The organism is Pseudomonas sp. GW821-FHT01C01 (genome assembly GCF_059422645.1).
In genome coordinates, this window is the sequence record NZ_JBWKXF010000009.1 from 78,300 (window position 1) to 101,814 (window position 23,515).

Annotated in this window: 24 protein-coding genes and 1 pseudogene; all 25 read left to right on the forward strand. The window is 60.7% G+C overall.

Annotated features, from left to right (window positions below):
- Window positions 1-26: 26 nt before the first annotated feature.
- The 25 genes and pseudogenes from AC07XF_RS08905 (at window position 27) to AC07XF_RS09025 (ending at window position 23,489) form a co-directional block, all read left to right on the forward strand.
- The gene (locus tag AC07XF_RS08905; protein ID WP_495026199.1) at window positions 27-335 is read left to right on the forward strand and encodes an STAS domain-containing protein; all 309 of its coding nucleotides are present in this window, start codon (window positions 27-29) and stop codon (window positions 333-335) included.
- A gap of 5 nt (window positions 336-340) precedes the next feature.
- Window positions 341-2,047 carry an ATP-binding SpoIIE family protein phosphatase gene (locus AC07XF_RS08910; RefSeq protein ID WP_495026200.1) on the forward strand — a complete coding sequence of 569 codons (1,707 nt, stop codon included), beginning with the start codon at window positions 341-343 and terminating at the stop codon, window positions 2,045-2,047.
- Window positions 2,048-2,077: 30 nt separating this feature from the next.
- Window positions 2,078-2,428 (forward strand): Hpt domain-containing protein, encoded by a 351-nt coding sequence (locus AC07XF_RS08915; RefSeq protein ID WP_495026201.1) that lies wholly within the window; start codon window positions 2,078-2,080, stop codon window positions 2,426-2,428.
- 100 nt (window positions 2,429-2,528) lie between these two features.
- Window positions 2,529-3,899 (forward strand): flagellar hook-length control protein FliK, encoded by a 1,371-nt coding sequence (locus AC07XF_RS08920; RefSeq protein WP_495026202.1) that lies wholly within the window; start codon window positions 2,529-2,531, stop codon window positions 3,897-3,899.
- 183 nt (window positions 3,900-4,082) lie between these two features.
- Entirely contained in the window at window positions 4,083-4,586 is a 504-nt protein-coding gene (gene fliL, locus AC07XF_RS08925) for a flagellar basal body-associated protein FliL (RefSeq protein WP_495026203.1), read from the forward strand.
- A gap of 9 nt (window positions 4,587-4,595) precedes the next feature.
- A complete protein-coding gene (gene fliM, locus AC07XF_RS08930) occupies window positions 4,596-5,564 on the forward strand; it encodes a flagellar motor switch protein FliM (protein ID WP_057398369.1) in 969 nt (322 codons plus the stop codon).
- A 66-nt stretch (window positions 5,565-5,630) separates the two neighbouring features.
- Window positions 5,631-6,077: a flagellar motor switch protein FliN gene (gene fliN / locus AC07XF_RS08935; RefSeq protein WP_057398370.1), complete on the forward strand. Its 447-nt coding sequence runs from the start codon at window positions 5,631-5,633 to the stop codon at window positions 6,075-6,077.
- Window positions 6,078-6,533, forward strand: coding sequence for a flagellar biosynthetic protein FliO (gene fliO / locus AC07XF_RS08940; RefSeq protein WP_495026204.1), 456 nt, complete (start codon window positions 6,078-6,080; stop codon window positions 6,531-6,533).
- Window positions 6,533-7,291 (forward strand): flagellar type III secretion system pore protein FliP, encoded by a 759-nt coding sequence (gene fliP / locus AC07XF_RS08945; RefSeq protein ID WP_495026205.1) that lies wholly within the window; start codon window positions 6,533-6,535, stop codon window positions 7,289-7,291. Before fliO ends, fliP begins: the two co-directional genes overlap by 1 nt.
- Entirely contained in the window at window positions 7,288-7,557 is a 270-nt protein-coding gene (fliQ, locus tag AC07XF_RS08950) for a flagellar biosynthesis protein FliQ (protein WP_057398373.1), read from the forward strand. The genes fliP and fliQ overlap by 4 nt, the downstream gene beginning before the upstream one ends.
- 3 nt (window positions 7,558-7,560) lie before the next feature.
- Window positions 7,561-8,343 (forward strand): flagellar biosynthetic protein FliR, encoded by a 783-nt coding sequence (gene fliR, locus AC07XF_RS08955; RefSeq protein ID WP_495026206.1) that lies wholly within the window; start codon window positions 7,561-7,563, stop codon window positions 8,341-8,343.
- Between the two features lie 3 nt (window positions 8,344-8,346).
- Window positions 8,347-9,486: a flagellar biosynthesis protein FlhB gene (flhB, locus tag AC07XF_RS08960; protein WP_495026207.1), complete on the forward strand. Its 1,140-nt coding sequence runs from the start codon at window positions 8,347-8,349 to the stop codon at window positions 9,484-9,486.
- Window positions 9,487-9,631: 145 nt separating this feature from the next.
- Window positions 9,632-9,739, forward strand: a pseudogene (locus AC07XF_RS08965) (hypothetical protein); the annotation flags it as partial.
- Between the two features lie 236 nt (window positions 9,740-9,975).
- Entirely contained in the window at window positions 9,976-12,105 is a 2,130-nt protein-coding gene (gene flhA, locus AC07XF_RS08970) for a flagellar biosynthesis protein FlhA (RefSeq protein WP_495026208.1), read from the forward strand.
- An 11-nt stretch (window positions 12,106-12,116) separates the two neighbouring features.
- Window positions 12,117-13,445: a flagellar biosynthesis GTPase FlhF gene (flhF, locus tag AC07XF_RS08975; RefSeq protein WP_204932381.1), complete on the forward strand. Its 1,329-nt coding sequence runs from the start codon at window positions 12,117-12,119 to the stop codon at window positions 13,443-13,445.
- A gap of 116 nt (window positions 13,446-13,561) precedes the next feature.
- A complete protein-coding gene (gene fleN / locus AC07XF_RS08980; RefSeq protein WP_008001746.1) occupies window positions 13,562-14,392 on the forward strand; it encodes a flagellar synthesis regulator FleN in 831 nt (276 codons plus the stop codon).
- The gene (gene fliA, locus AC07XF_RS08985; protein WP_007894214.1) at window positions 14,389-15,129 is read left to right on the forward strand and encodes an RNA polymerase sigma factor FliA; all 741 of its coding nucleotides are present in this window, start codon (window positions 14,389-14,391) and stop codon (window positions 15,127-15,129) included. The genes fleN and fliA overlap by 4 nt, the downstream gene beginning before the upstream one ends.
- Window positions 15,130-15,297: 168 nt before the next feature.
- Complete coding sequence (locus tag AC07XF_RS08990) at window positions 15,298-15,669, forward strand: chemotaxis response regulator CheY (protein ID WP_003183998.1); 372 nt, start codon at window positions 15,298-15,300, stop codon at window positions 15,667-15,669.
- 21 nt (window positions 15,670-15,690) lie between these two features.
- Window positions 15,691-16,479 carry a protein phosphatase CheZ gene (locus tag AC07XF_RS08995; RefSeq protein WP_495026209.1) on the forward strand — a complete coding sequence of 263 codons (789 nt, stop codon included), beginning with the start codon at window positions 15,691-15,693 and terminating at the stop codon, window positions 16,477-16,479.
- 47 nt (window positions 16,480-16,526) lie between these two features.
- Entirely contained in the window at window positions 16,527-18,791 is a 2,265-nt protein-coding gene (locus tag AC07XF_RS09000) for a chemotaxis protein CheA (RefSeq protein WP_495026210.1), read from the forward strand.
- Between the two features lie 48 nt (window positions 18,792-18,839).
- Window positions 18,840-19,967, forward strand: coding sequence for a protein-glutamate methylesterase/protein-glutamine glutaminase (locus AC07XF_RS09005; protein ID WP_495026211.1), 1,128 nt, complete (start codon window positions 18,840-18,842; stop codon window positions 19,965-19,967).
- The gene (locus AC07XF_RS09010) at window positions 19,967-20,707 is read left to right on the forward strand and encodes a flagellar motor protein (RefSeq protein WP_495026212.1); all 741 of its coding nucleotides are present in this window, start codon (window positions 19,967-19,969) and stop codon (window positions 20,705-20,707) included. The genes AC07XF_RS09005 and AC07XF_RS09010 overlap by 1 nt, the downstream gene beginning before the upstream one ends.
- A gap of 12 nt (window positions 20,708-20,719) precedes the next feature.
- Window positions 20,720-21,610 carry a flagellar motor protein MotD gene (gene motD, locus AC07XF_RS09015; protein WP_495026213.1) on the forward strand — a complete coding sequence of 297 codons (891 nt, stop codon included), beginning with the start codon at window positions 20,720-20,722 and terminating at the stop codon, window positions 21,608-21,610.
- A gap of 43 nt (window positions 21,611-21,653) precedes the next feature.
- The gene (locus AC07XF_RS09020) at window positions 21,654-22,442 is read left to right on the forward strand and encodes a ParA family protein (RefSeq protein WP_115948140.1); all 789 of its coding nucleotides are present in this window, start codon (window positions 21,654-21,656) and stop codon (window positions 22,440-22,442) included.
- Between the two features lie 126 nt (window positions 22,443-22,568).
- On the forward strand, window positions 22,569-23,489 hold the full coding sequence (locus AC07XF_RS09025; protein ID WP_495026214.1) for a CheW domain-containing protein: 921 nt from the start codon (window positions 22,569-22,571) through the stop codon (window positions 23,487-23,489).
- Window positions 23,490-23,515: the final 26 nt, after the last annotated feature.

Sequence of the window (23,515 nt, forward strand, 5' to 3'; positions counted from 1 at the left end):
TTTATCAATGACAAGGAAGCCATGACATGTCAGTTGTTACAGAAGTCTCACCCGATGGGCAAAAGCTGACGATATCGATCAGAGGACGATTCGATTTCGCCAAGCATCAGGAATTTCGTGAGTCTTATGAGCGCGCCGACGGCAAGTTGCCGAGTTCGATAGTCGTCGATTTGAAAGACGCGACCTATCTGGACAGCTCGGCCCTGGGCATGCTGCTCTTGCTGCGTGATCATGCCGGTGGCGACGACTCTGATGTGCGCGTCGTCAACAGCAGTACCGACGTGCGCAAAATCCTCGCCATCTCCAACTTCGACAAGCTGTTCGACATCAGTTGATTGCCATGCAGCCACTGGAGCCGCTGACGATCCTGATTGCCGAGGACAGCGCCGCCGATCGCATGTTGTTGTCGAGCATCCTGCGTCGCCAGGGGCACGAAGTGCTGACGGCGGCCAACGGCGCCGAAGCGGTCGACACGTTTCGCCAGCAACAACCGCACCTGGTGTTGATGGATGCGATGATGCCGGTCATGGACGGCTTCGAGGCGGCCCGGCAAATCAAGGCCCTGGCCGGGGAAACCCTGGTGCCGATCATCTTCCTCACCTCGTTGTCCGAAAGCGAAGCCCTGGCCCGTTGTCTGGAGGTTGGCGGTGACGACTTTCTGGCGAAACCCTATAACCAGGTGATTCTCGCCGCCAAGATCAAGGCAATGGATCGCTTGCGGCGCCTGCAGGATACCGTGCTGCAACAGCGTGACCAGATCGCCAGGCATCACGACTACCTGCTCAATGAGCAGCGCGTGGCCAAGGCTGTTTTCGACAAGGTGGCGCACTCGGGCTGCCTGAATGCCGCTCCGAATATCCGTTATCTGCAATCGCCCTATGCGCTGTTCAACGGCGACCTGCTGCTGGCCGCGTTCACGCCGGCCGGAGACATGCACGTGCTGCTGGGTGACTTTACCGGCCACGGCTTGCCAGCGGCGGTGGGCGCCATGCCCTTGGCCGAAGTCTTTTACGGGATGACCGCCAAGGGCTACGGCCTGGCAGAAACCCTGCGCGAGATGAATGCCAAGCTCAAGCGCATCCTGCCGGTGGACATGTTCTGTTGTGCCACGTTGTTGTGCCTGAGTTTTCAGCGTCGTTCGGTGGAAGTCTGGAACGGCGGAATGCCGGACGGTTACCTGCATCGCATTGCCAGTGGCGAGCGCACGCCTCTGCCGGCGCGGCATCTGCCTTTGGGGGTGCTGAGCCCGGAATCCTTCGATGAGCGTACCGATGTGTTTCCCATGGCGCTCGGGGATCGGGTGTTTCTCCTGTCCGATGGTGTGATCGACACCTGCGACGCCAATGATCAGTTGTTTGGCGTACAGCGATTGCAGCAGGTGTTTGCCGCCAATCGCCAGCCGGATGCGCTGTTCGAAGAAATCGAGCGGGCGCTGCGTCATTTCGGCGGAGAAGCGCGCGACGATATCAGCATGGTCGAAATCAGCCTGCTGGAGCCGGCGCAGATCACCCCACCGGCGTTGGTCTACTCCGACAGCGGCCAGTCTTGTCCGCTGGACTGGTCGGTGAGTTTCGAGTTTCGCGCCGCCACGCTCAAGCGTTTCAATCCGTTACCCTATCTGTTGCAGTTGCTGCTTGAAGTTCATGGCCTTCGGGCTCAGAGCGGTGCGCTCTACAGCGTGCTGGCGGAGCTCTATTCCAATGCGCTGGAGCATGGCGTACTGGGGCTGGATTCGAACCTCAAACGCAATGCCTCGGGTTTTGCGCGATATTATCAGGAGCGCAATACCCGGCTCGACGGGCTTGAAGAAGGCTATGTTCGGTTACATTTGCAGGTGGCGCCAACAGACGACGGCGGTTGCCTGACGATTCACATCGAAGACAGCGGCAAGGGTTTCGATGTCGAGCGGGTGATGGCAAGGCCTGTGGACGATATCCGCCTGTCGGGACGTGGGGTCAGTCTGATCCGCCAGTTGGGACGTAATGCCCGCTGGACCGACGATGGTCGAAGTGCACGCGTGGAGTTTGTCTGGGAGGCTCAGGCATAATCCGCGCATTCTTGATCAAGGAGTGAACAAGTGGACGACACACATGTGGATCGCGCCGCACTGAGTGCATTGCAGGAAGTGATGGAAGATGGCTATCCGGATCTGCTGGATGTCTTTCTTGCGGACTCCGAAGGGCGCCTGAAAGTCCTGAGAACGGCTGAGAGTGCCGCACTGCTTGCTGAAACCGCCCATAGCTTCAAAGGCAGCTGCAGCAACATGGGCGCACTCAGGCTGACCGAGCTATGCCATCAACTTGAGCAGCAGGCCAAAAACTCGCCCTGCGCCGCCGTTCAGGAACTGATTCGCGAAATCGATCGCGAGTTCGCCGGTATCCGGCCTCTGTACGAAGCTGAACGACAGCGTTGCCCGGCGAAAATCTGAGCATTCGCTGCACTTGCTCTCCTTCGAGTGAAACTGGCTCGACCCTTGCAGTTAATTCATCCAACTGTACTTACGAGCCCCGTGCAGCGGAGACCTTTTCATGCCCGTTACCCCCAATATTCTGCTTCAGGCCTCCAGGCAGGCCAAGGCTCAGGCCGCCTCCGCCAATCCTCCGGCGCTGGCCGCTGAGCCCGGGGACAAGGCCGCAAGCTTCGCTCATGTCTATGCCAATCAGGCCCAGAACAAGCCCAATGCGTCGGCGGATGCCTCGGTCAAGCCGAGTCGCGACAAAACCTCTGATGTCGCCGGAAAAAAAGACGCTGGCGACGACAAATCTGCCGCCGGGGAACCGGTGGTTGCCGATGGCGGCAAATCCTTGCCTGCCGACCCGCCGGTGCAGGCTGACGACAAGTCCGCCGACGATGATGCGTCAGGTGCCGGCCAGGCTTCGGTCGTTGATGACGCACCGCTCGATCCGGCGCTTGATCCCTCATTGCAGCAAGCCCTGCAGCCAGTAGTGCTGGCGCCGGCACCGGCCGCACCCGCCGTGGCTGACACCGTGCAACCTGCCGTTGAAGCGCCGGTTGCCGCAACAGCCACGGCTTCGACTCCAGCCGTTCCGGCGCTGGCCATTGCCGATGGCGATTTCGATCCCTCGACCGATCCTCTTGATGCATTGCCGGCGGTGCGCCTGGCGATGGAGCAGAGCGGTCACGTATCGGCTTCCAGTCAGGCGCAGCCCAAGACTGCTCCGACACAGGCGCAAGCCCAGGCTGACGGTGAGCTGACATCAACGCAAAACTTTGCCGCCGGCATGGCGACCATGCTGGATGTTCAGGCCGACAAGAACAGCACCAGCCAGGGCGACGACAAGGCTTTCAGCGGGTTGATCGATGACGGTCTGAAGGACCTCAAATCCGCCAGCAGCGACACCCGTGTCGATGATTTCGCCAACCGTCTGGCCGCGCTGACCCAGGCGGCCACACCGAAGACCGCCAATGCCTTGCCGGTGAACCAGCCGATCGCCATGCACCAGAGCGGCTGGACCGAAGAAGTGGTGAACCGGGTCATGTACCTGTCCAGCGCCAATCTCAAGGCCGCGGACATCCAATTGCAGCCCGCTGAACTCGGGCGTCTGGACATCCGGGTGAACATGGTTCCCGACCAGCAGACCCAGGTCACGTTCATGAGTGCGCATCCGGGTGTCCGTGAAGCGCTGGACGGTCAGGTGCATCGCTTGCGCGACATGTTTGCGCAGCAGGGCATGGGGCAGGTCGATGTCAATGTTTCGGACCAGTCCCGTGGTTCGCAGCAAGGGCAGGAACAAGCCCGACAAAGTCAAAGCGGGCGGACCAGCGCCAGCGGCGGTCGCCTCGATTCAATGGATGACGACACGGCCCCGGGCATCGCCGAGGTGGCTGCCAATACCACCAGCGTGATCGGCTCCAGTGCGGTCGATTACTACGCCTGATCAAACGCAAAACCCCCTGTAGGAGCGAGCTTGCTCGCGATGATCGTTAGCGATAACGCGTGTTTACTGGCTAAACGCGGCGCTCTTGAATTCATCGCGAGCAAGCTCGCTCCTACATGGCATAACACTTGCTCTTGCCTTGCCGTGCGACTGTGAAAACCCGAATAGTGACGGATTATTGGCATGGCGAAGAGCGACGCAGCAGTGAAAGACCCCGCAACCAAAGGCAAACTCAAGCTGATTATCTTGATCGTGGTGGCCCTGCTGCTGGCGATCGGTGTGTCCGTGGGGGCGACCTGGTACTTCATGCACAGCGCTCAGAGCAAGCCTGCCGCCGCCGTGACGGAAACCGCTCCCGTCGGCAAGCAGCCAGCGATTTTCGAGTCGATGGCGCCGGCTTTCGTGGCCAATTTCAACCAGAACGGTCGCCAGCGCTACATGCAAGTGAGCATCACCATGCTCGCCCGTAACCAGGCGGATCTGGATGCACTCAAGGTCCACATGCCGGTCATCCGCAATAACCTGGTCATGCTGTTCTCCGGGCAGGACTTTGCGACCCTCGCGTCACCAGTCGGTCAGGAAATGCTGCGGCAGAAGGCCACCGCCAGCGTGCAGGAAGTGGCGCAGAAAGAGCTCGGCAAAGTGGTGATCGAACAGTTGCTTTTCACTAATTTCGTACTGCAGTAGGAACACGACATGGCCGTGCAGGACCTGCTGTCCCAGGATGAGATCGACGCGCTGTTGCATGGCGTCGACGATGGTCTGGTACAGACCGAAAACGCTGCCGAACCCGGCACCGTCAAAAGCTACGACCTGACCAGCCAGGATCGCATCGTCCGTGGACGCATGCCGACTCTGGAAATGATCAACGAGCGTTTCGCCCGCTATACCCGCATCAGCATGTTCAACATGCTGCGTCGCTCGGCAGACGTGGCGGTCGGCGGCGTGCAGGTGATGAAGTTCGGCGAATACGTGCACTCGCTGTACGTGCCGACCAGTCTCAACCTGGTCAAGATCAAACCCTTGCGCGGCACGGCGCTGTTCATCCTCGACGCCAAGCTGGTATTCAAGCTGGTGGACAACTTCTTCGGCGGTGACGGCCGGCACGCAAAGATCGAGGGACGTGAATTCACGCCGACCGAACTGCGTGTTGTGCGCATGGTGCTGGAGCAGGCGTTCGTCGATTTGAAGGAAGCCTGGCAGGCGATCATGGAAGTCAACTTCGAGTACATCAACTCGGAAGTGAACCCGGCCATGGCCAACATCGTCGGCCCGAGCGAAGCCATTGTGGTGTCGACCTTCCACATCGAACTCGATGGCGGTGGCGGCGACCTGCACGTGACCATGCCGTACTCGATGATCGAGCCCGTGCGCGAAATGCTCGACGCCGGCTTCCAGTCGGACCTCGACGATCAGGATGAGCGCTGGGTCAACGCCTTGCGCCAGGACGTGCTCGACGTCGACGTGCCGATCGGTGCGACGGTGGCTCGTCGTCAGTTGCGCCTGCGCGACATCCTGCACATGCAGCCGGGGGATGTGATCCCGGTCGAGATGCCGGAAGAAATGATCATGCGCGCCAACGGCGTGCCGGCCTTCAAGGTCAAGATGGGCTCGCACAAGGGCAACCTGGCGTTGCAAGTGATCGAGCCGATCGAGCGCCGTTGACCGGCGCTCGTACCCATTCGCGATTAACCGAATTCTGAACTTTTGCTCGCCGAGGACACTGACAATATGAACACGCAAGACGACCAGGCTTTGGCCGATGAGTGGGCCGCGGCCCTGGAAGAAACCGGTGATGCCGGGCAGGCCGATATCGACGCCTTGCTGGCAGCCGATTCCGGCAGTTCCGCGTCCAACCGTCTGCCAATGGAAGAGTTCGGCAGCGTGCCGAAAAACAACGATCCGGTCAGCCTCGAAGGCCCGAACCTGGACGTGATCCTCGACATCCCGGTGTCGATTTCAATGGAAGTGGGCAGCACCGACATCAACATCCGCAACCTGCTGCAACTGAACCAGGGTTCGGTGATCGAGCTTGATCGTCTGGCCGGTGAGCCGCTGGACGTGCTGGTCAACGGAACGCTCATCGCCCATGGCGAAGTGGTGGTGGTCAACGAGAAGTTCGGCATCCGCCTGACGGACGTGATCAGCCCAAGCGAACGCATCAAGAAGCTGCGCTGAGTGAAAAAGGTTCTGGGGGCTTTGCTGGGTGCCGCGTTGGCCATGCCGATCAGCGTGCTGGCGACCGAACCGGTTGCCACGGCGACCACGGTCGCTGTGCCGGCGGTGAGCAGTGGCGCGGCTGGCCAACTGACGCAACTGGTGTTCGGCTTATTGCTGGTGCTGGGGCTGATCTTCCTCCTCGCCTGGTTGCTGCGTCGGGTCCAGCAGGCCGGGCCGGCTGGTAAAGGGCAGGTGATCGAGATTGTCGGCTCCCGCGCGCTGGGGCCTCGCGACCGCCTGATGCTGGTGCAGGTCGGAAACGAACAGATTCTGTTGGGCCTGAGCCCTGGCAGCATCACTGCGCTGCACGTTCTCAAGGAGCCGGTGCAAGTGCCGAGTACCGAGAAGCCGACGCCGGAGTTTGCACAGCGCCTGCTGGAGATGCTGGGTAAAGATCAGAAGGATAAGAAGTAATGGGTGCGCTACGCATCGTCTTGACGCTGGCCCTGATGCTGGTTGCGCCGCTGGCATACGCCGCCGATCCGCTGTCGATCCCGGCGATCACCCTGGGCACCAATGCGCAGGGTGCGCAGGAATATTCGGTCAGCCTGCAAATCCTGCTGATCATGACCGCGCTGAGTTTTATCCCGGCGTTTGTCATGCTGATGACCAGTTTCACCCGGATCATCATTGTCTTCTCGATCCTGCGCCAGGCCCTGGGCCTGCAACAGACGCCATCGAACCAGATCCTCACCGGCATGGCGCTGTTCCTGACCCTGTTCATCATGGCACCGGTGTTCGACCGGGTGAACCAGGATGCCTTGCAGCCGTATCTGGCGGAAAAACTGACGGCTCAGGATGCGGTCGCCAAGGCGCAGGTGCCAATCAAGGATTTCATGCTCGCCCAGACCCGCACCAGCGACCTGGAACTGTTCATGCGCCTGTCCAAGCGCACTGACATTGCGACGCCGGATCAGGCTCCGTTGACCATCCTGGTGCCGGCTTTCGTGACTTCCGAGCTGAAAACGGCGTTCCAGATCGGCTTCATGATCTTCATTCCGTTCCTGATCATCGACCTGGTCGTGGCCAGCGTGTTGATGGCCATGGGTATGATGATGCTTTCGCCGTTGATCATTTCCCTGCCGTTCAAGATCATGTTGTTCGTGTTGGTCGATGGCTGGGCGCTGATCATCGGCACGCTGGCCAGCAGCTTCGGCGGTGTCTCGCCATGACGCCTGAAGTCGCCGTCGATATCTTCCGCGAAGCGCTGTGGCTGACCACCATGATGGTAGCGGTGCTGGTGATTCCGAGTCTGTTGGTGGGGCTGCTGGTGGCGATGTTCCAGGCCGCTACCCAGATCAACGAACAGACCCTGAGCTTTTTGCCGCGTCTGTTGGTGATGCTGGTGACATTGATCGTCGGCGGCCCGTGGCTGGTGCAGACCTTCATGGATTACATCCTGCAGCTGTACGGCAGCATTCCTCAGGTCATTGGCTAAACCATGTCACTGCTTGCGCTGACCGATACGCAGATCAGCACCTGGGTGGCGACGTTCATGTTGCCGCTGTTTCGCGTCGGCTCCTTGCTGATGGTCATGCCGGTGTTTGGCACGACCCTGCTGCCTCGGCGCATTCGCCTGTATTTCGCCTTGGCCATTACCGTGGTCATCGCGCCGGGCCTGCCGCCGATGCCCCCGGTGAGTGCGCTGGATTTGAGCGGGCTGATGCTGATTGCCGAGCAAATCCTCATCGGTGCGGTAATGGGCTTCGCCTTGCAGTTGTTCTTCCAGGCCTTTGTGGTGGCCGGGCAAATCGTCGCTATTCAGATGGGCATGGGCTTCGCCTCCATGATCGACCCGGCCAACGGCGTATCGACGGCGGTGATCGGGCAGTTTTTCACCATGCTGGTGACGCTGCTGTTCCTGTCCATGAACGGTCATTTGGTGGTGTTCGAGATCCTCACCGAGAGTTTCACCACGTTGCCGGTGGGTGGCGGCTTGATGGTCAATCACTACTGGGAACTGGCCGGCAAGCTCGGCTGGGTACTCGGCTCGGCGTTGTTGCTGGTGCTACCGGCGATCACCGCGTTGCTGGTGGTCAACATCGCGTTTGGCGTCATGACCCGGGCGGCGCCGCAACTCAATATTTTCTCTGTCGGCTTCCCGCTGATTCTGGTGCTTGGGCTGTTCATCGTCTGGGTCGGGCTGGCGGACATTCTCAATCAGTATCAACCGCTGGCCTCCGAGGCCTTGCAGTTTTTACGCGAAATGGCACGGGCAAGCTGAGTCATGGCTGAGAGCGAAAGCGGTCAGGACAAAACAGAAGACCCCACGGAGAAGCGCAAGCAGGACTCTCGTGAAAAGGGTGAGATAGCACGGTCCAAGGAGCTCAACACCCTGGCGATCATGCTGGTCGGTGCCTCGGCGTTGCTGATTTTTGGCGGCGCCATGGCGCAGGACATGATGGAGCTGATGCGCATCAACTTCTCGCTGCCGCGGGAGGTGATTCTGGATCAGCGCTCCATGGCGACCTATCTGATGCGCTCGGGGCAAATTGCCCTGTGGTCGATCCAGCCAGTAATGATCACGTTGGTGCTGGCGGCCATCATCGGCCCGATTTCCCTGGGCGGCTGGCTGTTCGCGGCGAGTTCCATGGCACCCAAGTTCAGCCGCTTGAACCCCGGTCCCGGCCTCAAGCGCATGTTCTCCACCAAGTCGCTGGTCGAACTGCTCAAGGCCCTGGCCAAGTTCATCATCATTCTGTTCGTGGCGCTGGCGGTATTGTCGTCGGACATCGATGACCTGCTGCGCATCGCCCATGAGCCCCTGGACATGGCGATCATTCACAGCCTGCAAGTCGTAGGCTGGAGCACCTTGTGGATGGCTTGCGGGCTGATCCTCATTGCTGTGGTGGACGTGCCGGTGCAGCTCTGGGAAAGCCACAAAAAACTGCTGATGACCAAGCAGGAAGTGCGTGACGAGCATAAGGATCAAGAGGGGCGACCGGAGGTCAAGCAGCGGATTCGACAGCTGCAGCGCGAGATGTCCCAGCGGCGGATGATGGCCGCGATCCCCGAGGCCGATGTGGTCATCACCAACCCGACCCACTACGCCGTGGCCCTCAAGTACGATCCGGAAAAGGGCAGTGCGCCGGTGTTGCTGGCCAAGGGCAGTGACTTCCTGGCCCTGAAGATCCGTGAGATCGCGGTGGCCAACGAGATCCTGCTGCTGGAGTCGCCGGCGTTGGCACGTTCGATCTACTACTCCACCGAGCTTGAGCAGGAAATTCCCGGCGGGCTCTATCTGGCAGTCGCGCAGGTGCTGGCTTACGTTTATCAGATTCGACAGTACCGGGCGGGCAAGGGTAAACGACCGGATCCGCTCAAGGATGACCTGCCGATTCCGCCGGATTTGCGCCGCGATTCCTGAGTTTGTAGCAGCTGCCGAGCCCGCGAGGCTGCGTTCGAGGACGCAGTCCTCGCCGGGAACTAACGACTGCTGCGCAGCCGAACGCAGCCTCGCGGGCTCGGCAGCTGCTACGGATGACTCACGCGCTCATTTCGTTGACAGACCCCTCTATCTGGCAGTCGCGCAGGTGCTGGCTTACGTTTATCAGATTCGACAGTACCGGGCGAGCAAGGGTAAACGACCGATTCCGCCGGATCTACGCTGCGATTCCTGAGTTTGTAGCAGCTGCCGAGCCCGCGAGGCTGCGTTCGAGGACGCAGTCCTCGCCGGGAACCGACGACTGCTGCGCAGCCTCGCGGGCTCGGCAGCTGCTACGGATGATTCACGCGCTCATTTCGTTGATAGACCCCTCTATTTCAAACCCCGCAAAAGTTGGAAAGCTTCTTGCAGTAGCCGCTCTGCGCCTGCTTCAGGCGTCAAAAGTTTGCTTTAAAGGAACGGGGAAAACCGGTGGATCGCTCTCAGTTAATCAACAGTGCCCGCAGCAACATTGCCGACCTCAGTCGAGGCAATCTGGGCGTGCCGCTGTTGCTGCTGGTCATGCTGGCGATGATGATGTTGCCGGTGCCGCCGTTCCTGCTGGACGTGTTCTTCACCTTCAACATTGCGCTGTCCATCGTCGTGCTGCTGGTCTGCGTCTACGCCTTGCGGCCGCTGGATTTCGCGGTGTTCCCGACCATTCTGCTGGTGGCGACGCTGTTGCGCCTGGCATTGAACGTGGCCTCCACGCGGGTGGTCATGCTCCATGGCCAGGATGGTCACGCCGCTGCCGGTAAGGTGATCCAGGCGTTCGGTGAGGTGGTGATCGGCGGTAACTACGTGGTCGGTATCGTGGTTTTCGCGATTTTGATGATCATCAACTTCGTCGTGGTGACCAAGGGTGCGGGGCGGATTTCCGAGGTGAGCGCGCGTTTCACCCTCGATGCGATGCCCGGCAAGCAAATGGCGATCGACGCCGACCTCAACGCCGGACTGATCGATCAGGCCCAGGCCAAGGCCCGCCGTTCGGAAGTCGCGCAGGAAGCCGAGTTCTACGGCTCCATGGACGGTGCCAGCAAATTCGTCCGGGGTGACGCCATTGCCGGCCTGTTGATCCTGTTCATCAACCTGATCGGCGGCATGGCGGTCGGTATCTTCCAGCACAACATGAACTTCGCCGACGCCGGCAAGGTGTATGCGCTGTTGACCATCGGTGACGGTTTGGTGGCGCAATTGCCATCACTGTTGTTATCGACAGCGGCCGCGATCATGGTGACCCGTGCTTCCGGTTCGGAAGACATGGGCAAGCAAATCAATCGCCAAATGTTCGCCTCGCCCAAGGCGCTGGCGGTGGCGGCAGGCTTGATGGCGGTCATGGGCCTGGTGCCCGGCATGCCGCACTTCTCGTTCCTGAGCATGGCGGCCCTGGCGGCCGGTGGCGCCTACCTGTTCTGGAAAAAGCAGAACGTCGCCAAGGTTCAGGCCCTGCAAGAGGTCAAGCGCCAGCAGGAACTGCTGCCGTCGCCGGCTCGTGCCCAGGAAACCAAGGAGCTTGGCTGGGATGACGTGACGCCAATCGACATGATCGGCCTGGAAGTGGGTTATCGCCTGATTCCGTTGGTGGACCGCAACCAGGGCGGCCAGTTGCTGGCGCGGATCAAGGGGGTGCGCAAGAAGCTGTCCCAGGACCTCGGCTTCCTGATGCCGACGGTGCATATCCGCGACAACCTCGACCTGGCACCGAGTGCCTATCGCCTGACCCTCATGGGGGTGATCCTGGCCGAAGCGGAGATTTATCCGGATCGCGAACTGGCGATCAACCCGGGACAGGTCTACGGTACGCTCAACGGTATTACCGCCAAAGATCCGGCTTTCGGTCTGGAGGCGGTCTGGATCGAAATCAGCCAGCGTGCGCAGGCGCAATCGCTCGGTTATACGGTGGTCGATGCCAGTACAGTAGTGGCCACTCATTTGAACCAGATACTTTACAAGCATTCCAGTGAGCTGATCGGTCACGAAGAAGTACAGCAACTCATGCAATTGCTGGCCAAAAGCTCGCCGAAACTGGCCGAGGAGCTGGTGCCGGGCGTGGTTTCGCTGTCGCAGTTGCTCAAGGTGCTGCAAGCGTTGTTGGCCGAACAAGTGCCTGTGCGCGATATCCGCAGCATTGCCGAGGCCATCGCCAACAATGCCGCCAAGAGTCAAGATACCGCCGCGCTGGTGGCTGCCGTGCGGGTTGGCGTATCCCGTGCAATCGTCCAAAGCATTGTAGGCACTGAGTCGGAGCTGCCAGTAATCACGCTGGAGCCAAGGTTGGAACAGATATTGCTCAATAGTCTGCAAAAGGCAGGACAAGGCTCGGAAGAGGGCGTTCTGCTGGAGCCAAGCATGGCTGAGAAGTTGCAACGCTCGTTGATCGACGCGGCGCAGCGCCAGGAGATGCAGGGTCAGCCGGTGATTCTGCTGGTGGCCGGTCCGGTTCGCGCGATGCTCTCGCGATTTGGCCGGCTCGCAGTCCCGGGTTTGCACGTGTTGGCTTACCAGGAAATTCCTGACAACAAGCAAGTGACCATCGTTGCGACAGTAGGGCCCAACGGCTGAGGTAGTGGTTTATGCAAGTTAAGCGTTTTTTCGCCGCCGATATGCGTCAGGCCATGAAGCTGGTTCGTGATGAGCTGGGCGCCGATGCCGCCATCATTGGCAACCGCCGGATCGCCGGTGGTGTCGAGCTGACGGCTGCGCTGGATTACAAGTTGTCGGCGCTGGCACCTCGGGTTCCGAACATGGAGCTCGAAGACGAGTTGCGCAAGACTCAGTCGCGGATCGTCACCGCCCAGGCCGAATTGAGCCTGCGTAGCGATGGCGAGAGCGACAAGAGCACTAACCGTCAGTTGTTCGCCGGCCTGCCGCTGACCGCCGCCGAACCGTTGATCGAACCGACGTACGCCGAACCCCGTCGCCCTGCACCGGCTGCGGCGCCAGCCTCCACGGGTGTGGACCCGCGAGCGTTCGACTCGATGCGTTTCGAACTCAACAGCCTGCGCGAACTCATGGAAGTCCAGCTGGGCTCCCTGGCCTGGAATCAGCTGCAAGGCAGTCGTCCGGACCAGGCCAACCTCTGGCGCCGCCTGCAACGCATTGGCCTGTCTGGCCCGCTGTCGCGCGATCTGCTGGCGCTGATTACCGAAATCGAAGAGCCTCGTCAGGCCTGGCGCATGTTGCTGGCGCACCTGGCGCGCATGATCGTTACGCCGGAAGTCGAGCCGCTGGAAGAGGGCGGTGTGATCGCCATGGTCGGCCCGGCCGGTATGGGCAAGACCACCACCCTGGCCAAGCTGGCTGCCCGTTACGTGCTCAAGTACGGCGCGCAGAACATTGCGCTGGTGAGCATGGACAGCTTCCGCATCGGTGCCCAGGAGCAGCTCAAGACCCTGGGGCGCATTCTCAATGTGTCGGTGACCCACGTCGATCCTGGCCAGTCCCTGGTGCAGGCGCTGGAGCCCTTGCTGCGCAAGCGCGTGGTGCTGATCGATACCGCCGGCCTGCAGGCCAGCGATCCGGCACTGCGCATGCAGCTCGAAAGCCTGGCCGGTCGTGGCATCCGCTCGAAAAATTATCTGGTCCTGGCAACCACCAGCCAGAAACAGGTTCTAACGGCCGCGTACCACAGTTACAAGCGTTGTGGGCTCGCTGGCTGCATTCTGACTAAACTGGATGAAACGGCAAGCCTGGGCGAGGTGTTGAGCCTGGCCATCAGTCATGAGCTGCCGGTGGCCTACCTGACCGATGGCCCGCGGATTCCGGATGATTTGCATCTGCCGCGTCGTCACCAGTTGGTCAGTCGCGCCGTGAGTGTGCAAATGCAGGAAGAACCCAGCGAAGAAGCCATGGCTGACATGTTCGCTGACATCTACCACAGCCCGACCAAGCAGGTTGGCTGAGGTAATAATGAACAGTTTTTGTACCTACATCGATGGTCTGCCATGCATTGTTCCGTTTGCGAACGCGCAGCCAGTAATGTGGCCTCCGTCTATGCAAGACAAGGTAAAGAAATAACATGGGCAGCATGCATCCCGTACAGGTGATCGCGGTGACCGGCGGCAAAGGTGGCGTCGGGAAAACTAACGTGTCAGTGAACTTGTCCCTGGCTTTGGCTGAGCTTGGCCGGCGCGTCATGTTGCTGGACGCCGACCTGGGGTTGGCGAACGTCGACGTTCTGCTGGGCCTGACACCCAAACGTACCCTGGCCGACGTAATCGAGGGCCGCTGCGAACTGCGCGACGTACTGCTGCAGGGGCCAGGCGGCATCCGTATCGTTCCGGCCGCATCCGGCACTCAGAGCATGGTGCATCTGAGCCCCGCGCAACACGCCGGCCTGATCCAGGCCTTCAGTGATATCGGCGACAACCTCGACGTACTGGTGATCGACACTGCTGCGGGCATTGGTGACTCGGTGGTCAGTTTCGTTCGCGCAGCCCAGGAAGTGCTGCTGGTGGTGTGCGACGAACCGACCTCGATTACCGATGCCTACGCCTTGATCAAGTTGCTCAATCGCGACTACGGCATGAACCGCTTCCGTGTCCTGGCCAACATGGCCCAGAGCCCGCAGGAAGGGCGCAACCTGTTCGCCAAGTTGACCAAGGTCACGGATCGCTTCCTCGACGTCGCCCTGCAGTACGTCGGCGCGGTGCCCTACGACGAAAGCGTGCGCAAGGCCGTGCAGAAGCAGCGCGCCGTCTACGAAGCCTTCCCGCGTTCCAAGTGCTCGCTGGCGTTCAAGGCCATCGCACAGAAAGTCGATACCTGGCCGCTGCCCGCCAACCCGCGCGGGCACCTGGAGTTTTTCGTCGAGCGCCTGGTGCAACAGACAGCAGGACCTGTTCTATGACGGCCAGCGGTTACAACCTCTACAAAAAATCGGCGCGTGATGCGCAGTACGAGCTGATCGAGCGTTACGCGCCGCTGGTTAAACGCATTGCCTACCACTTGCTGGCGCGCTTGCCGGCCAGTGTCCAGGTCGAAGACCTGATCCAGGCCGGGATGATCGGCCTGCTTGAAGTGTCGACCAAATATGACGCCAGCAAAGGCGCCAGTTTCGAGACGTACGCGGGCATTCGAATCCGCGGCGCCATGCTCGATGAAGTGCGCAAGGGGGACTGGGCGCCACGTTCGGTTCACCGCAATACGCGCATGGTCAGCGACGCCATTCGCTCGATTGAAGCGAAAACCGGCCGTGATGCTAAAGATCACGAAGTTGCGGCCGAACTCCAATTGAGTCTCGATGATTACTACGGGATTTTGAACGACACCCTGGGCAGCCGGTTATTCAGTTTCGACGATCTCTTGCAGGACGGCGAACACGAAGGGCTGCACGAGGATGGCGCGAGTGCTCATCTCGAGCCGTCACGCGACCTGGAGGATGAACGCTTCCAGGCTGCGCTGGCGGATGCGATTGCCAATTTGCCGGAGCGTGAGCGACTGGTGTTGGCGCTGTACTACGACGAAGAGTTGAACCTCAAGGAAATCGGTGAGGTCCTGGGGGTCAGCGAATCTCGGGTCAGCCAGTTACACAGCCAGTGCGCGGCCCGTTTGCGGGGGCGTTTGGGGGAGTGGCGAGCGCGCTGAAGGCAGTGTGGGGGACACTGCGAAAGAGGCTGGTGTGGTGTTGAACTGCGCCGGTCCCGATCTGTTGTGCTCCAGACAGTCATTGAGTGCTTTGCCGGATTGATTGAAATGGCGCGTCCAGGTGCTGGGCGCGTTTAAGACTGCTTGGAGGTCGAATTGGACAAGAACATGAAAATCCTCATCGTTGATGACTTCTCAACGATGCGGCGGATCATCAAGAACCTGCTGCGTGACCTTGGGTTCACCAACACCGTCGAGGCCGACGATGGCACTACCGCCATTCCGGTGCTCAACAGCGGAAGCATCGACTTTCTGGTAACGGACTGGAACATGCCTGGCATGACCGGTATCGATCTGCTGCGCCACGTGCGTGCCGATGAAAAGCTCAAGCACCTGCCGGTGCTGATGGTGACTGCTGAAGCCAAGCGTGAGCAGATCATCGAAGCGGCCCAGGCCGGCGTTAACGGCTATGTGGTCAAACCCTTCACAGCCCAGGCGTTGAAAGAAAAAATCGAGAAGATTTTCGAACGCATCGGTTGATGAGTGCGCCACGGGGGAGCTATGGGCAATAACGAAACTTCATTGGGCGATTTTGAGTCGACCCTGAAAAAACACGCCGTCGAATTGGTCGAGAGCCTTGAAAAAGGCAAGTTCGGCGACGCGGTGCAATTGATCCATGAGCTCAACCAGACCCGTGACCGCGGCCTGTATCAGGAGGTAGGCAAGCTCACTCGCGAGCTGCATAGCGCGATCGTCAATTTCCAGATTGACCCGCACATGCCGCAAGCCGAAGAGGTGTCGCAGATCACCGATGCCACCGAGCGTCTGGGGTATGTGGTCAAGCTGACCGAAGCTGCGGCCAACCGCACCATGGATCTGGTGGAAAGTGCCACGCCGCTGGTCAATGGCCTGGCGGATGAAGCCCAGGCCTTGAGCACGGACTGGGGGCGCTTCATGCGTCGCGAAGTCGGTGCGGAAGAGTTCCGCGAGCTGGCCCGGCGGGTCGACGGCTTCCTGGCACGCAGCGGCACGGACAATCGTGCGGTGTCGGGCAATCTCAACGACATCCTGCTTGCCCAGGATTACCAGGACCTCACAGGGCAAGTGATCAAGCGCGTGACCCAGTTGGTCACTGAAGTTGAAAGCAACTTGCTCAAGCTCGTGCTGATGGCCAGTCAGGTGGACCGCTTTGCGGGCATCGAACATGACCGTGAAGCGATGCTTGCGGAAAAAGATCCACAAAAACATCTCTCTCAGGGTGAAGGTCCGCAGATTCATGCCGATAAAAGAGAAGACGTTGTGTCCGGTCAGGACGATGTGGACGATTTGCTATCCAGCCTAGGGTTTTAGACTTTTAGGTATTTTAGGTTTTTAGACCTGTTAGGAGCACCCCCCTGATGAGCTTCGGCGCCGATGAAGAGATCCTTCAGGATTTCCTGGTTGAGGCCGGCGAGATTCTAGAGCAACTGTCCGAGCAACTGGTCGAGCTGGAAAGCCGTCCGGATGATGCGGATTTGCTCAATGCAATTTTTCGCGGTTTTCACACTGTAAAAGGGGGCGCCGGCTTCCTCCAGCTCAACGAGCTGGTGGAGTGCTGCCACATCGCCGAGAACGTGTTCGACATCCTGCGCAAGGGTGAGCGGCGCGTCGACTCGGAATTGATGGACGTGGTTCTCGAAGCGCTGGACGCGGTAAACAGCATGTTCAGCGAAGTCCGCGAGCGCAGCCCGATCACGGCTGCGACACCTGAATTGCTCGCGGCACTGGCCCGTCTGGCCGAGCCGCAATCGGCAGACGAAGCCGCACCGGCGCCTGTCGCCGAAGTGATTGAAGAGCCCGTGGCTGAAAGCGAGTCGGGCGACATCACCGACAATGAATTCGAACAACTGCTGGACTCGCTGAACGCCGTCAAGGCGCAGGCCGAGGCTCCGGCGGTTGCTCCAGTGCCTGCCAGCGATGCCGCTGCCAGCGACGAAATCACCGATGCCGAGTTCGAGTCGTTGCTCGATCAGTTGCACGGTAAAGGCCAGTTCGCCATTGATGCGGTGGTCCCGGCACCTGCTGCTCCGGAAGCGCCGAAAGTGGCGGGCGACAGCTCCGACATTACCGACGACGAATTCGAAGCACTGCTCGACCAACTGCACGGCAAGGGCAACTTTGCTGTCGAGGCACTGGAGTCGGCCATTGCTTCCGTGCCTGCGCCCGCAGCACCCAGTGCAGCGGCAGCCGGCAGCGATCTGATTTCCGATCACGAGTTCGAAGCGCTGCTCGACGAATTGCACGGTAAAGGCAAGTTCAGCGAAGTCGGTACCGCGACGGTGGCCAACGGTTCGAACGCTTCTGTTGCGGCACCGGCAGCCAAGGCTGCGGCGCCGAAACCTGTGGCCAAGGCACCGGAGCCAAAAGCCGAAACGCCGGCTCCCGCGGCCGCCGCTGCGCCGACTGCTGCCCGCGCCCCGGCCGCGCCACCTGCAGAAAAACCGGCGAGCGAAGCCGAGACCACCGTGCGTGTCGATACCGCGCGCCTCGACGAAATCATGAATATGGTCGGCGAGTTGGTACTGGTACGTAACCGCCTGGTCCGCCTGGGCCTCAACAGCGGCGACGAAGCCATGTCCAAGGCCGTGTCGAACCTCGACGTGGTTACGGCCGACCTGCAAACCGCGGTCATGAAGACCCGGATGCAACCGATCAAGAAAGTTTTCGGGCGCTTCCCGCGCCTGGTTCGCGACCTGGCTCGCCAGCTCAAGAAAGAGATCAACCTGGAACTGGTCGGCGAAGAAACCGACCTCGACAAGAACCTCGTCGAAGCCCTGGCCGACCCGCTGGTCCACTTGGTGCGCAACGCGGTCGACCACGGCATCGAATCGCCGGAAGAACGCGAAGCCTCGGGCAAAGCCCGTGGCGGCAAGGTGATCCTGGCGGCCGAGCAGGAGGGCGATCACATCCTGCTGTCGATCTCCGATGACGGCAAAGGCATGGACCCGAACGTCCTGCGTTCCATCGCGGTAAAACGCGGCGTGATGGACAAGGATGCGGCCGATCGCTTGAGCGACACCGAGTGCTACAACCTGATCTTCGCCCCGGGTTTCTCGACCAAGACCGAGATCTCCGACGTGTCGGGTCGCGGCGTGGGCATGGACGTGGTGAAAACCAAGATTTCCCAGCTCAACGGTTCGATCAACATCTACTCGGCCAAGGGCCAGGGTTCGAAGATCGTCATCAAGGTGCCGCTGACCCTGGCGATCATGCCGACGCTGATGGTCATGCTCGGCAACCAGGCGTTTGCGTTCCCGCTGGTGAACGTCAACGAGATCTTCCACCTCGACCTGTCGACCACCAACGTCGTGGATGGCCAGGAAGTGGTGATCGTGCGGGACAAGGCACTGCCATTGTTCTATCTCAAACGCTGGCTGGTCAGCTCCGCCGCTCACGAAGAGCAGCGCGAAGGCCATGTGGTGATCCTTTCGGTGGGCACGCAACGGATCGGCTTTGTCGTCGATCAACTGGTGGGCCAGGAAGAAGTGGTCATCAAGCCATTGGGCAAAATGCTCCAGGGAACTCCGGGCATGTCCGGCGCCACCATCACCGGTGACGGCCGCATTGCACTGATTCTCGATGTTCCGAGCATGCTCAAGCGTTACGCCACGCGGCGTATTTGATTCTGGTGGAGCGGGGCGCCTGGCCTCGCTCCATCTAATGGAGTGTTTATGGCAGTCAAAGTCCTGGTGGTGGACGATTCGGGGTTTTTCCGCCGCCGCGTCTCGGAAATTCTTTCAGCGGATTCAAATATCCAGGTCGTCGGCACGGCGACCAACGGCAAAGAGGCGATTGATCAGGCGCTGGCCCTCAAGCCCGACGTGATCACCATGGACTACGAGATGCCGATGATGGACGGCATCACGGCGGTGCGGCACATCATGCAGCGCTGCCCGACCCCGGTCTTGATGTTCTCCTCGCTGACCCACGAAGGTGCCCGGGTCACCCTCGACGCGCTGGATGCCGGCGCCGTGGACTTCCTGCCGAAGAATTTCGAAGACATCTCGCGCAACCCCGAGAAGGTCAAGCAGCTGCTGTGCGAGAAGATCCTCAGCATCTCGCGCAGTAACCGTCGTGTCAGTGCCTACAGTGCGCCGGCTCCGGTGGTCGCACCTGCCCCGACGCCGATGCCTTCCAGCAGCACTTACGGCAGTAATGCGCCCGTGCGTCCGGCACCGGCGCCGATTCCTGCGCGTGCGCATGCTGCCCCCCCGTCGTCGCCCGCGCCGAAACGCAAAAACTACAAACTGGTGGCCATCGGTACGTCCACCGGCGGCCCCGTTGCCCTGCAACGGGTGTTGACCCAATTGCCGGCCAACTTCCCGGCCCCGATCGTGCTGGTCCAGCACATGCCGGCCGCCTTCACCAAAGCCTTCGCCGAGCGCCTGGACAAGCTCTGCCGCATCAGCGTCAAGGAAGCCGAGGATGGCGACATCCTGCGTCCGGGCCTGGCGCTGCTGGCACCGGGTGGCAAGCAGATGATGATCGACGGTCGCGGCGCGGTGAAAATCCTCCCGGGTGACGAACGTCTGAATTACAAGCCGTGCGTGGACATCACGTTCGGTTCGGCAGCCAAGTCCTACGGCGACAAAGTTCTGGCGGTCGTCCTGACCGGCATGGGTGCCGACGGACGTGAAGGCGCGCGCCTGCTCAAGCAGGGCGGCAGTTCGATCTGGGCGCAGGACGAAGCCAGTTGCGTGATCTACGGCATGCCGATGGCCATCGTCAAAGCTGAGCTCGCCGACGCGGTGTACAGCCTCGACGATATCGGCAAGCACTTGGTCGAGGCGTGCATCTGATGGATGTTCTAAGCCTGATCGGCATCATCATGGCCTTTGTCGCCATCATCGGCGGCAACTACCTTGAAGGTGGTCACCTCGGCGCCCTGGCCAACGGCCCGGCAGCGCTGATCGTGCTCGGCGGCACCATTGGCGCCGCGCTACTGCAATCGCCGATGAGCGCCTTCAAACGCGCCATGCAGATCCTCGCGTGGATCCTGTTTCCACCCCGTGTCGACCTGGCCGGTGGCATCGACCGCGTGGTGAACTGGAGCCTGACGGCACGCAAGGAAGGCCTGCTGGGTCTTGAAGGTATCGCCGATGCCGAACCCGACAACTACGCGCGCAAAGGCCTGCAACTGCTGGTTGACGGCGCCGAACCGGAAGCGATCCGCAGCATTCTGGAAGTGGATTTCTACACCCAGGAAAGCCGCGATATCGAAGCTGCCAAGGTCTTTGAAAGCATGGGCGGTTATGCGCCGACCATCGGCATCATCGGTGCGGTGATGGGCCTGATTCACGTCATGGGCAACCTGGGTGATCCGTCGCAACTGGGTAGCGGCATCGCCGTGGCTTTCGTCGCCACTATCTACGGCGTGGCCAGTGCCAACCTCATGCTGCTGCCGATTGCCGCCAAACTCAAATCCATCGCGTTGCGCCAGTCGCGATATCGCGAAATGTTGCTGGAAGGGATCCTGTCGATCGCCGAAGGTGAAAACCCTCGCTCTATTGAGTTGAAGCTTCAGGGCTTCATGGATTAAGGGAATAACCTCATGGCACGCCGTCGCCAGCATGAAGAACACGTCAACCACGAACGCTGGCTGGTGTCTTACGCGGACTTCATCACCTTGCTGTTCGCTTTTTTCGTGGTGATGTACTCGATTTCGTCGATCAACGAAGGCAAGTACAAGGTCATTTCCGAAGCGCTGATCGGCGTCTTCACCGATACCGATCGCGCACTCAAGCCGATCCCCATCGGTGACGAGCGGCCGAAGACCGTGACCCCGGCCAAGCCGTTGGTCAAGGACAGTGACCAGGTCGATGCCGGTGTCGCCGGCGCCAGCGATCCGCTCAAAAGCATCGCCGACGACATCAGCGCGGCGTTCGGTGACCTGATCAGCTCCAATCAGATGACCGTACGCGGCAACGAACTGTGGGTCGAGATCGAGCTCAACTCCAGCCTGTTGTTCGGCAGCGGCGATGCCATGCCCAGCGACATCGCGTTCAACATCATCGACAAGGTCGCCGCGATCCTGAAGCCATTCGACAACCCGATTCATGTCGAAGGATTCACCGACGATCAACCGATCCGCACCGCGCAGTATCCGACCAACTGGGAGTTGTCCTCGGCCCGCTCGGCCAGCATCGTGCGCATGCTGGCGATGCAAGGGGTGAATCCCGGACGCCTGGCTTCGGTGGGCTATGGCGAGTTTCAGCCGGTGGCCAACAATGCCACCGCTGAAGGCCGCGCCCGCAACCGTCGCGTGGTGTTGGTGGTGTCGCGCAACCTCGATGTTCGCCGCAGCCTGACCGGCACCGGAACCGCCCATGCGCAGCCAGATGCCGCATTGAAGCGTGCTGGCACACAAACTGCACCAACCCCGGTCAAGTCGCCGGGACGAGAGAGCGCCGTCAATTCTCCGTCACCCGCATTAACACGTTGAGCTATTTCTCGGTCGATCCGTTCGGTCGGGAGGAACAATCCGAATGAGAGTCTGGGCAGTCGCCAATCAAAAGGGTGGTGTTGGTAAAACCACTTCCTCCATCGCTTTAGCCGGCTTGCTGGCGGAGGCGGGCAAGCGCGTGGTCGTGGTCGACCTCGACCCCCACGGCTCCATGACCAGCTACTTCGGCTACGATCCGGACAGCCTGGAACACAGCAACTACGACCTGTTCCTGCACAAGGGCAACGTGCCGCAAGGCCTGCCGGGTCAACTGCTGCTGTCGACCAGCGACGAACGCATTTCCCTGTTGCCGTCCAGCACCGCGCTGGCCACTCTTGAGCGCCAGTCGCCCGGGCAGAGTGGCTTGGGCCTGGTGATTGCCAAGAGCCTGGCGCAGCTGTGGCAAGACTTCGATTACGCCGTGATCGACAGCCCGCCATTGCTCGGCGTGCTGATGGTCAATGCCTTGGCGGCGAGTCAGCAACTGGTGATCCCGGTGCAGACCGAACATCTGGCAGTCAAAGGCCTTGAGCGTATGGTCAACACCCTGGCAATGATCAACCGCTCACGCAAACAGGCGCTGCCATTCACCATTGTTCCGACACTGTTTGACCGCCGCACCCAGGCGTCCCTCGGGACGTTGCGTGTCCTGCGCGACAAATTCCCCGACGAAATCTGGCAGGGCTACATCCCGGTGGACACGCGTCTGCGTGATGCCAGCCGTGCCGGGCTGACGCCTTCGCAGTTCGACGGCAAGAGCCGTGGCGTTCTCGCATACCGCGCATTGCTCAAGCACTTGCTGGCGGCGCAACTTGTTCCGCAGGTGGCATGACATGAGCCTGGCTTTTGTAGGAGCAAGCTTGCTCGCGATGGACGACAACGATAGCGCACGCTGTCTGAATGATCGCGTTTTCCGGAAGTTTTTCGCGAGCAAGCTCGCTCCTACGGGTGAGCGCTCATGAATCGGCCGTTAAAGACCACATCGCGCCCGCAACTGGCGTTGCAGTCTTATCTGGACAGCTTGCTGCAGGAAGTGACCGAAGAATTGACGCTGCCGTTAGAGGCAGCGGCCGAGGAGATCGCCACCGAAGAGGTGCTGGACGAGTTCCAGGCAGCGGTGCTCGAAGAGCAGGCCCGCGATGCCGCAGCGGCCGTCCCGGTGCAGGCATCGGTAGCGCCAGCGTTCAAGGCACCGGTGATCGAAGCCCCTGCACCCGTCATGGCGCCGGTCTCGACCATCGCCCCGCTGCTGCAAGCCCTGGTGCCACCACCTGTCGAGGCGCAGGCAGCCGTCGTCGAGGTGCAGCAGACCCTGGTGGCGCCAGTCGTCGAAGTGCATCTGCCGCCAAGCAACACGCCGCCCCCGGTTGAGTCCGACGGTCGTCCGTCCTGGGCGGCCGAACCGTTTGAGTGCCTGCTGTTCGATGTCGCCGGTTTGACCCTGGCGGTGCCGCTGGTGTGCCTGGGGTCGATTTACTCCCTGGCCGGTCACGAGCTGACGCCGTTGTTCGGCCAGCCGGAATGGTTCCTTGGCATCCTGCCGAGCCAGGCCGGCAACCTCAAGGTGCTCGATACCGCACGCTGGGTCATGCCCGACCGTTACCGCGACGATTTCAGGCAGGGCCTGCAATACGTGATTTCGGTCCAGGGTTACGAATGGGGCCTGGCGGTGCATCAGGTCAGCCGTTCGTTGCGTCTGGACCCGAATGAAATCAAATGGAGAAGTCATCGGGGTCAGCGGCCATGGCTCGCCGGCACGGTGATTGAACACATGTGCGCCTTGCTCGACGTCGCCTCATTGGCCGAGTTGATCGCCAGTGGCGGGGCAAAGCACATGTCCGGCAGCAAGCCGAACCACAAACCGACAAACATTAAATAAACAACAGGCGACGGCACTCGATGCCA

Excerpts from the sequence above, each read along its gene's own strand:
- AC07XF_RS08910 (WP_495026200.1), top strand. The coding sequence starts at position 341 with ATGCAGCCACTGGAGCCGCTGACGATCCTGATTGCCGAGGACAGCGCC.
- fliQ (WP_057398373.1), top strand. The coding sequence starts at position 7,288 with ATGACGCCTGAAGTCGCCGTCGATATCTTCCGCGAAGCGCTGTGGCTG.
- motD (WP_495026213.1), top strand. The coding sequence starts at position 20,720 with ATGGCACGCCGTCGCCAGCATGAAGAACACGTCAACCACGAACGCTGG.
- AC07XF_RS09010 (WP_495026212.1), top strand. The coding sequence starts at position 19,967 with ATGGATGTTCTAAGCCTGATCGGCATCATCATGGCCTTTGTCGCCATC.
- AC07XF_RS09020 (WP_115948140.1), top strand. The coding sequence starts at position 21,654 with ATGAGAGTCTGGGCAGTCGCCAATCAAAAGGGTGGTGTTGGTAAAACC.
- AC07XF_RS08990 (WP_003183998.1), top strand. The coding sequence starts at position 15,298 with ATGAAAATCCTCATCGTTGATGACTTCTCAACGATGCGGCGGATCATC.
- AC07XF_RS09005 (WP_495026211.1), top strand. The coding sequence starts at position 18,840 with ATGGCAGTCAAAGTCCTGGTGGTGGACGATTCGGGGTTTTTCCGCCGC.
- AC07XF_RS09000 (WP_495026210.1), top strand. The coding sequence starts at position 16,527 with ATGAGCTTCGGCGCCGATGAAGAGATCCTTCAGGATTTCCTGGTTGAG.
- AC07XF_RS09025 (WP_495026214.1), top strand. The coding sequence starts at position 22,569 with ATGAATCGGCCGTTAAAGACCACATCGCGCCCGCAACTGGCGTTGCAG.
- AC07XF_RS08920 (WP_495026202.1), top strand. The coding sequence starts at position 2,529 with ATGCCCGTTACCCCCAATATTCTGCTTCAGGCCTCCAGGCAGGCCAAG.
- fliR (WP_495026206.1), top strand. The coding sequence starts at position 7,561 with ATGTCACTGCTTGCGCTGACCGATACGCAGATCAGCACCTGGGTGGCG.
- fliN (WP_057398370.1), top strand. The coding sequence starts at position 5,631 with ATGAACACGCAAGACGACCAGGCTTTGGCCGATGAGTGGGCCGCGGCC.
- AC07XF_RS08995 (WP_495026209.1), top strand. The coding sequence starts at position 15,691 with ATGGGCAATAACGAAACTTCATTGGGCGATTTTGAGTCGACCCTGAAA.
- fliM (WP_057398369.1), top strand. The coding sequence starts at position 4,596 with ATGGCCGTGCAGGACCTGCTGTCCCAGGATGAGATCGACGCGCTGTTG.
- flhF (WP_204932381.1), top strand. The coding sequence starts at position 12,117 with ATGCAAGTTAAGCGTTTTTTCGCCGCCGATATGCGTCAGGCCATGAAG.
- fleN (WP_008001746.1), top strand. The coding sequence starts at position 13,562 with ATGGGCAGCATGCATCCCGTACAGGTGATCGCGGTGACCGGCGGCAAA.
- fliA (WP_007894214.1), top strand. The coding sequence starts at position 14,389 with ATGACGGCCAGCGGTTACAACCTCTACAAAAAATCGGCGCGTGATGCG.
- fliL (WP_495026203.1), top strand. The coding sequence starts at position 4,083 with ATGGCGAAGAGCGACGCAGCAGTGAAAGACCCCGCAACCAAAGGCAAA.
- fliP (WP_495026205.1), top strand. The coding sequence starts at position 6,533 with ATGGGTGCGCTACGCATCGTCTTGACGCTGGCCCTGATGCTGGTTGCG.
- AC07XF_RS08905 (WP_495026199.1), top strand. The coding sequence starts at position 27 with ATGTCAGTTGTTACAGAAGTCTCACCCGATGGGCAAAAGCTGACGATA.
- flhB (WP_495026207.1), top strand. The coding sequence starts at position 8,347 with ATGGCTGAGAGCGAAAGCGGTCAGGACAAAACAGAAGACCCCACGGAG.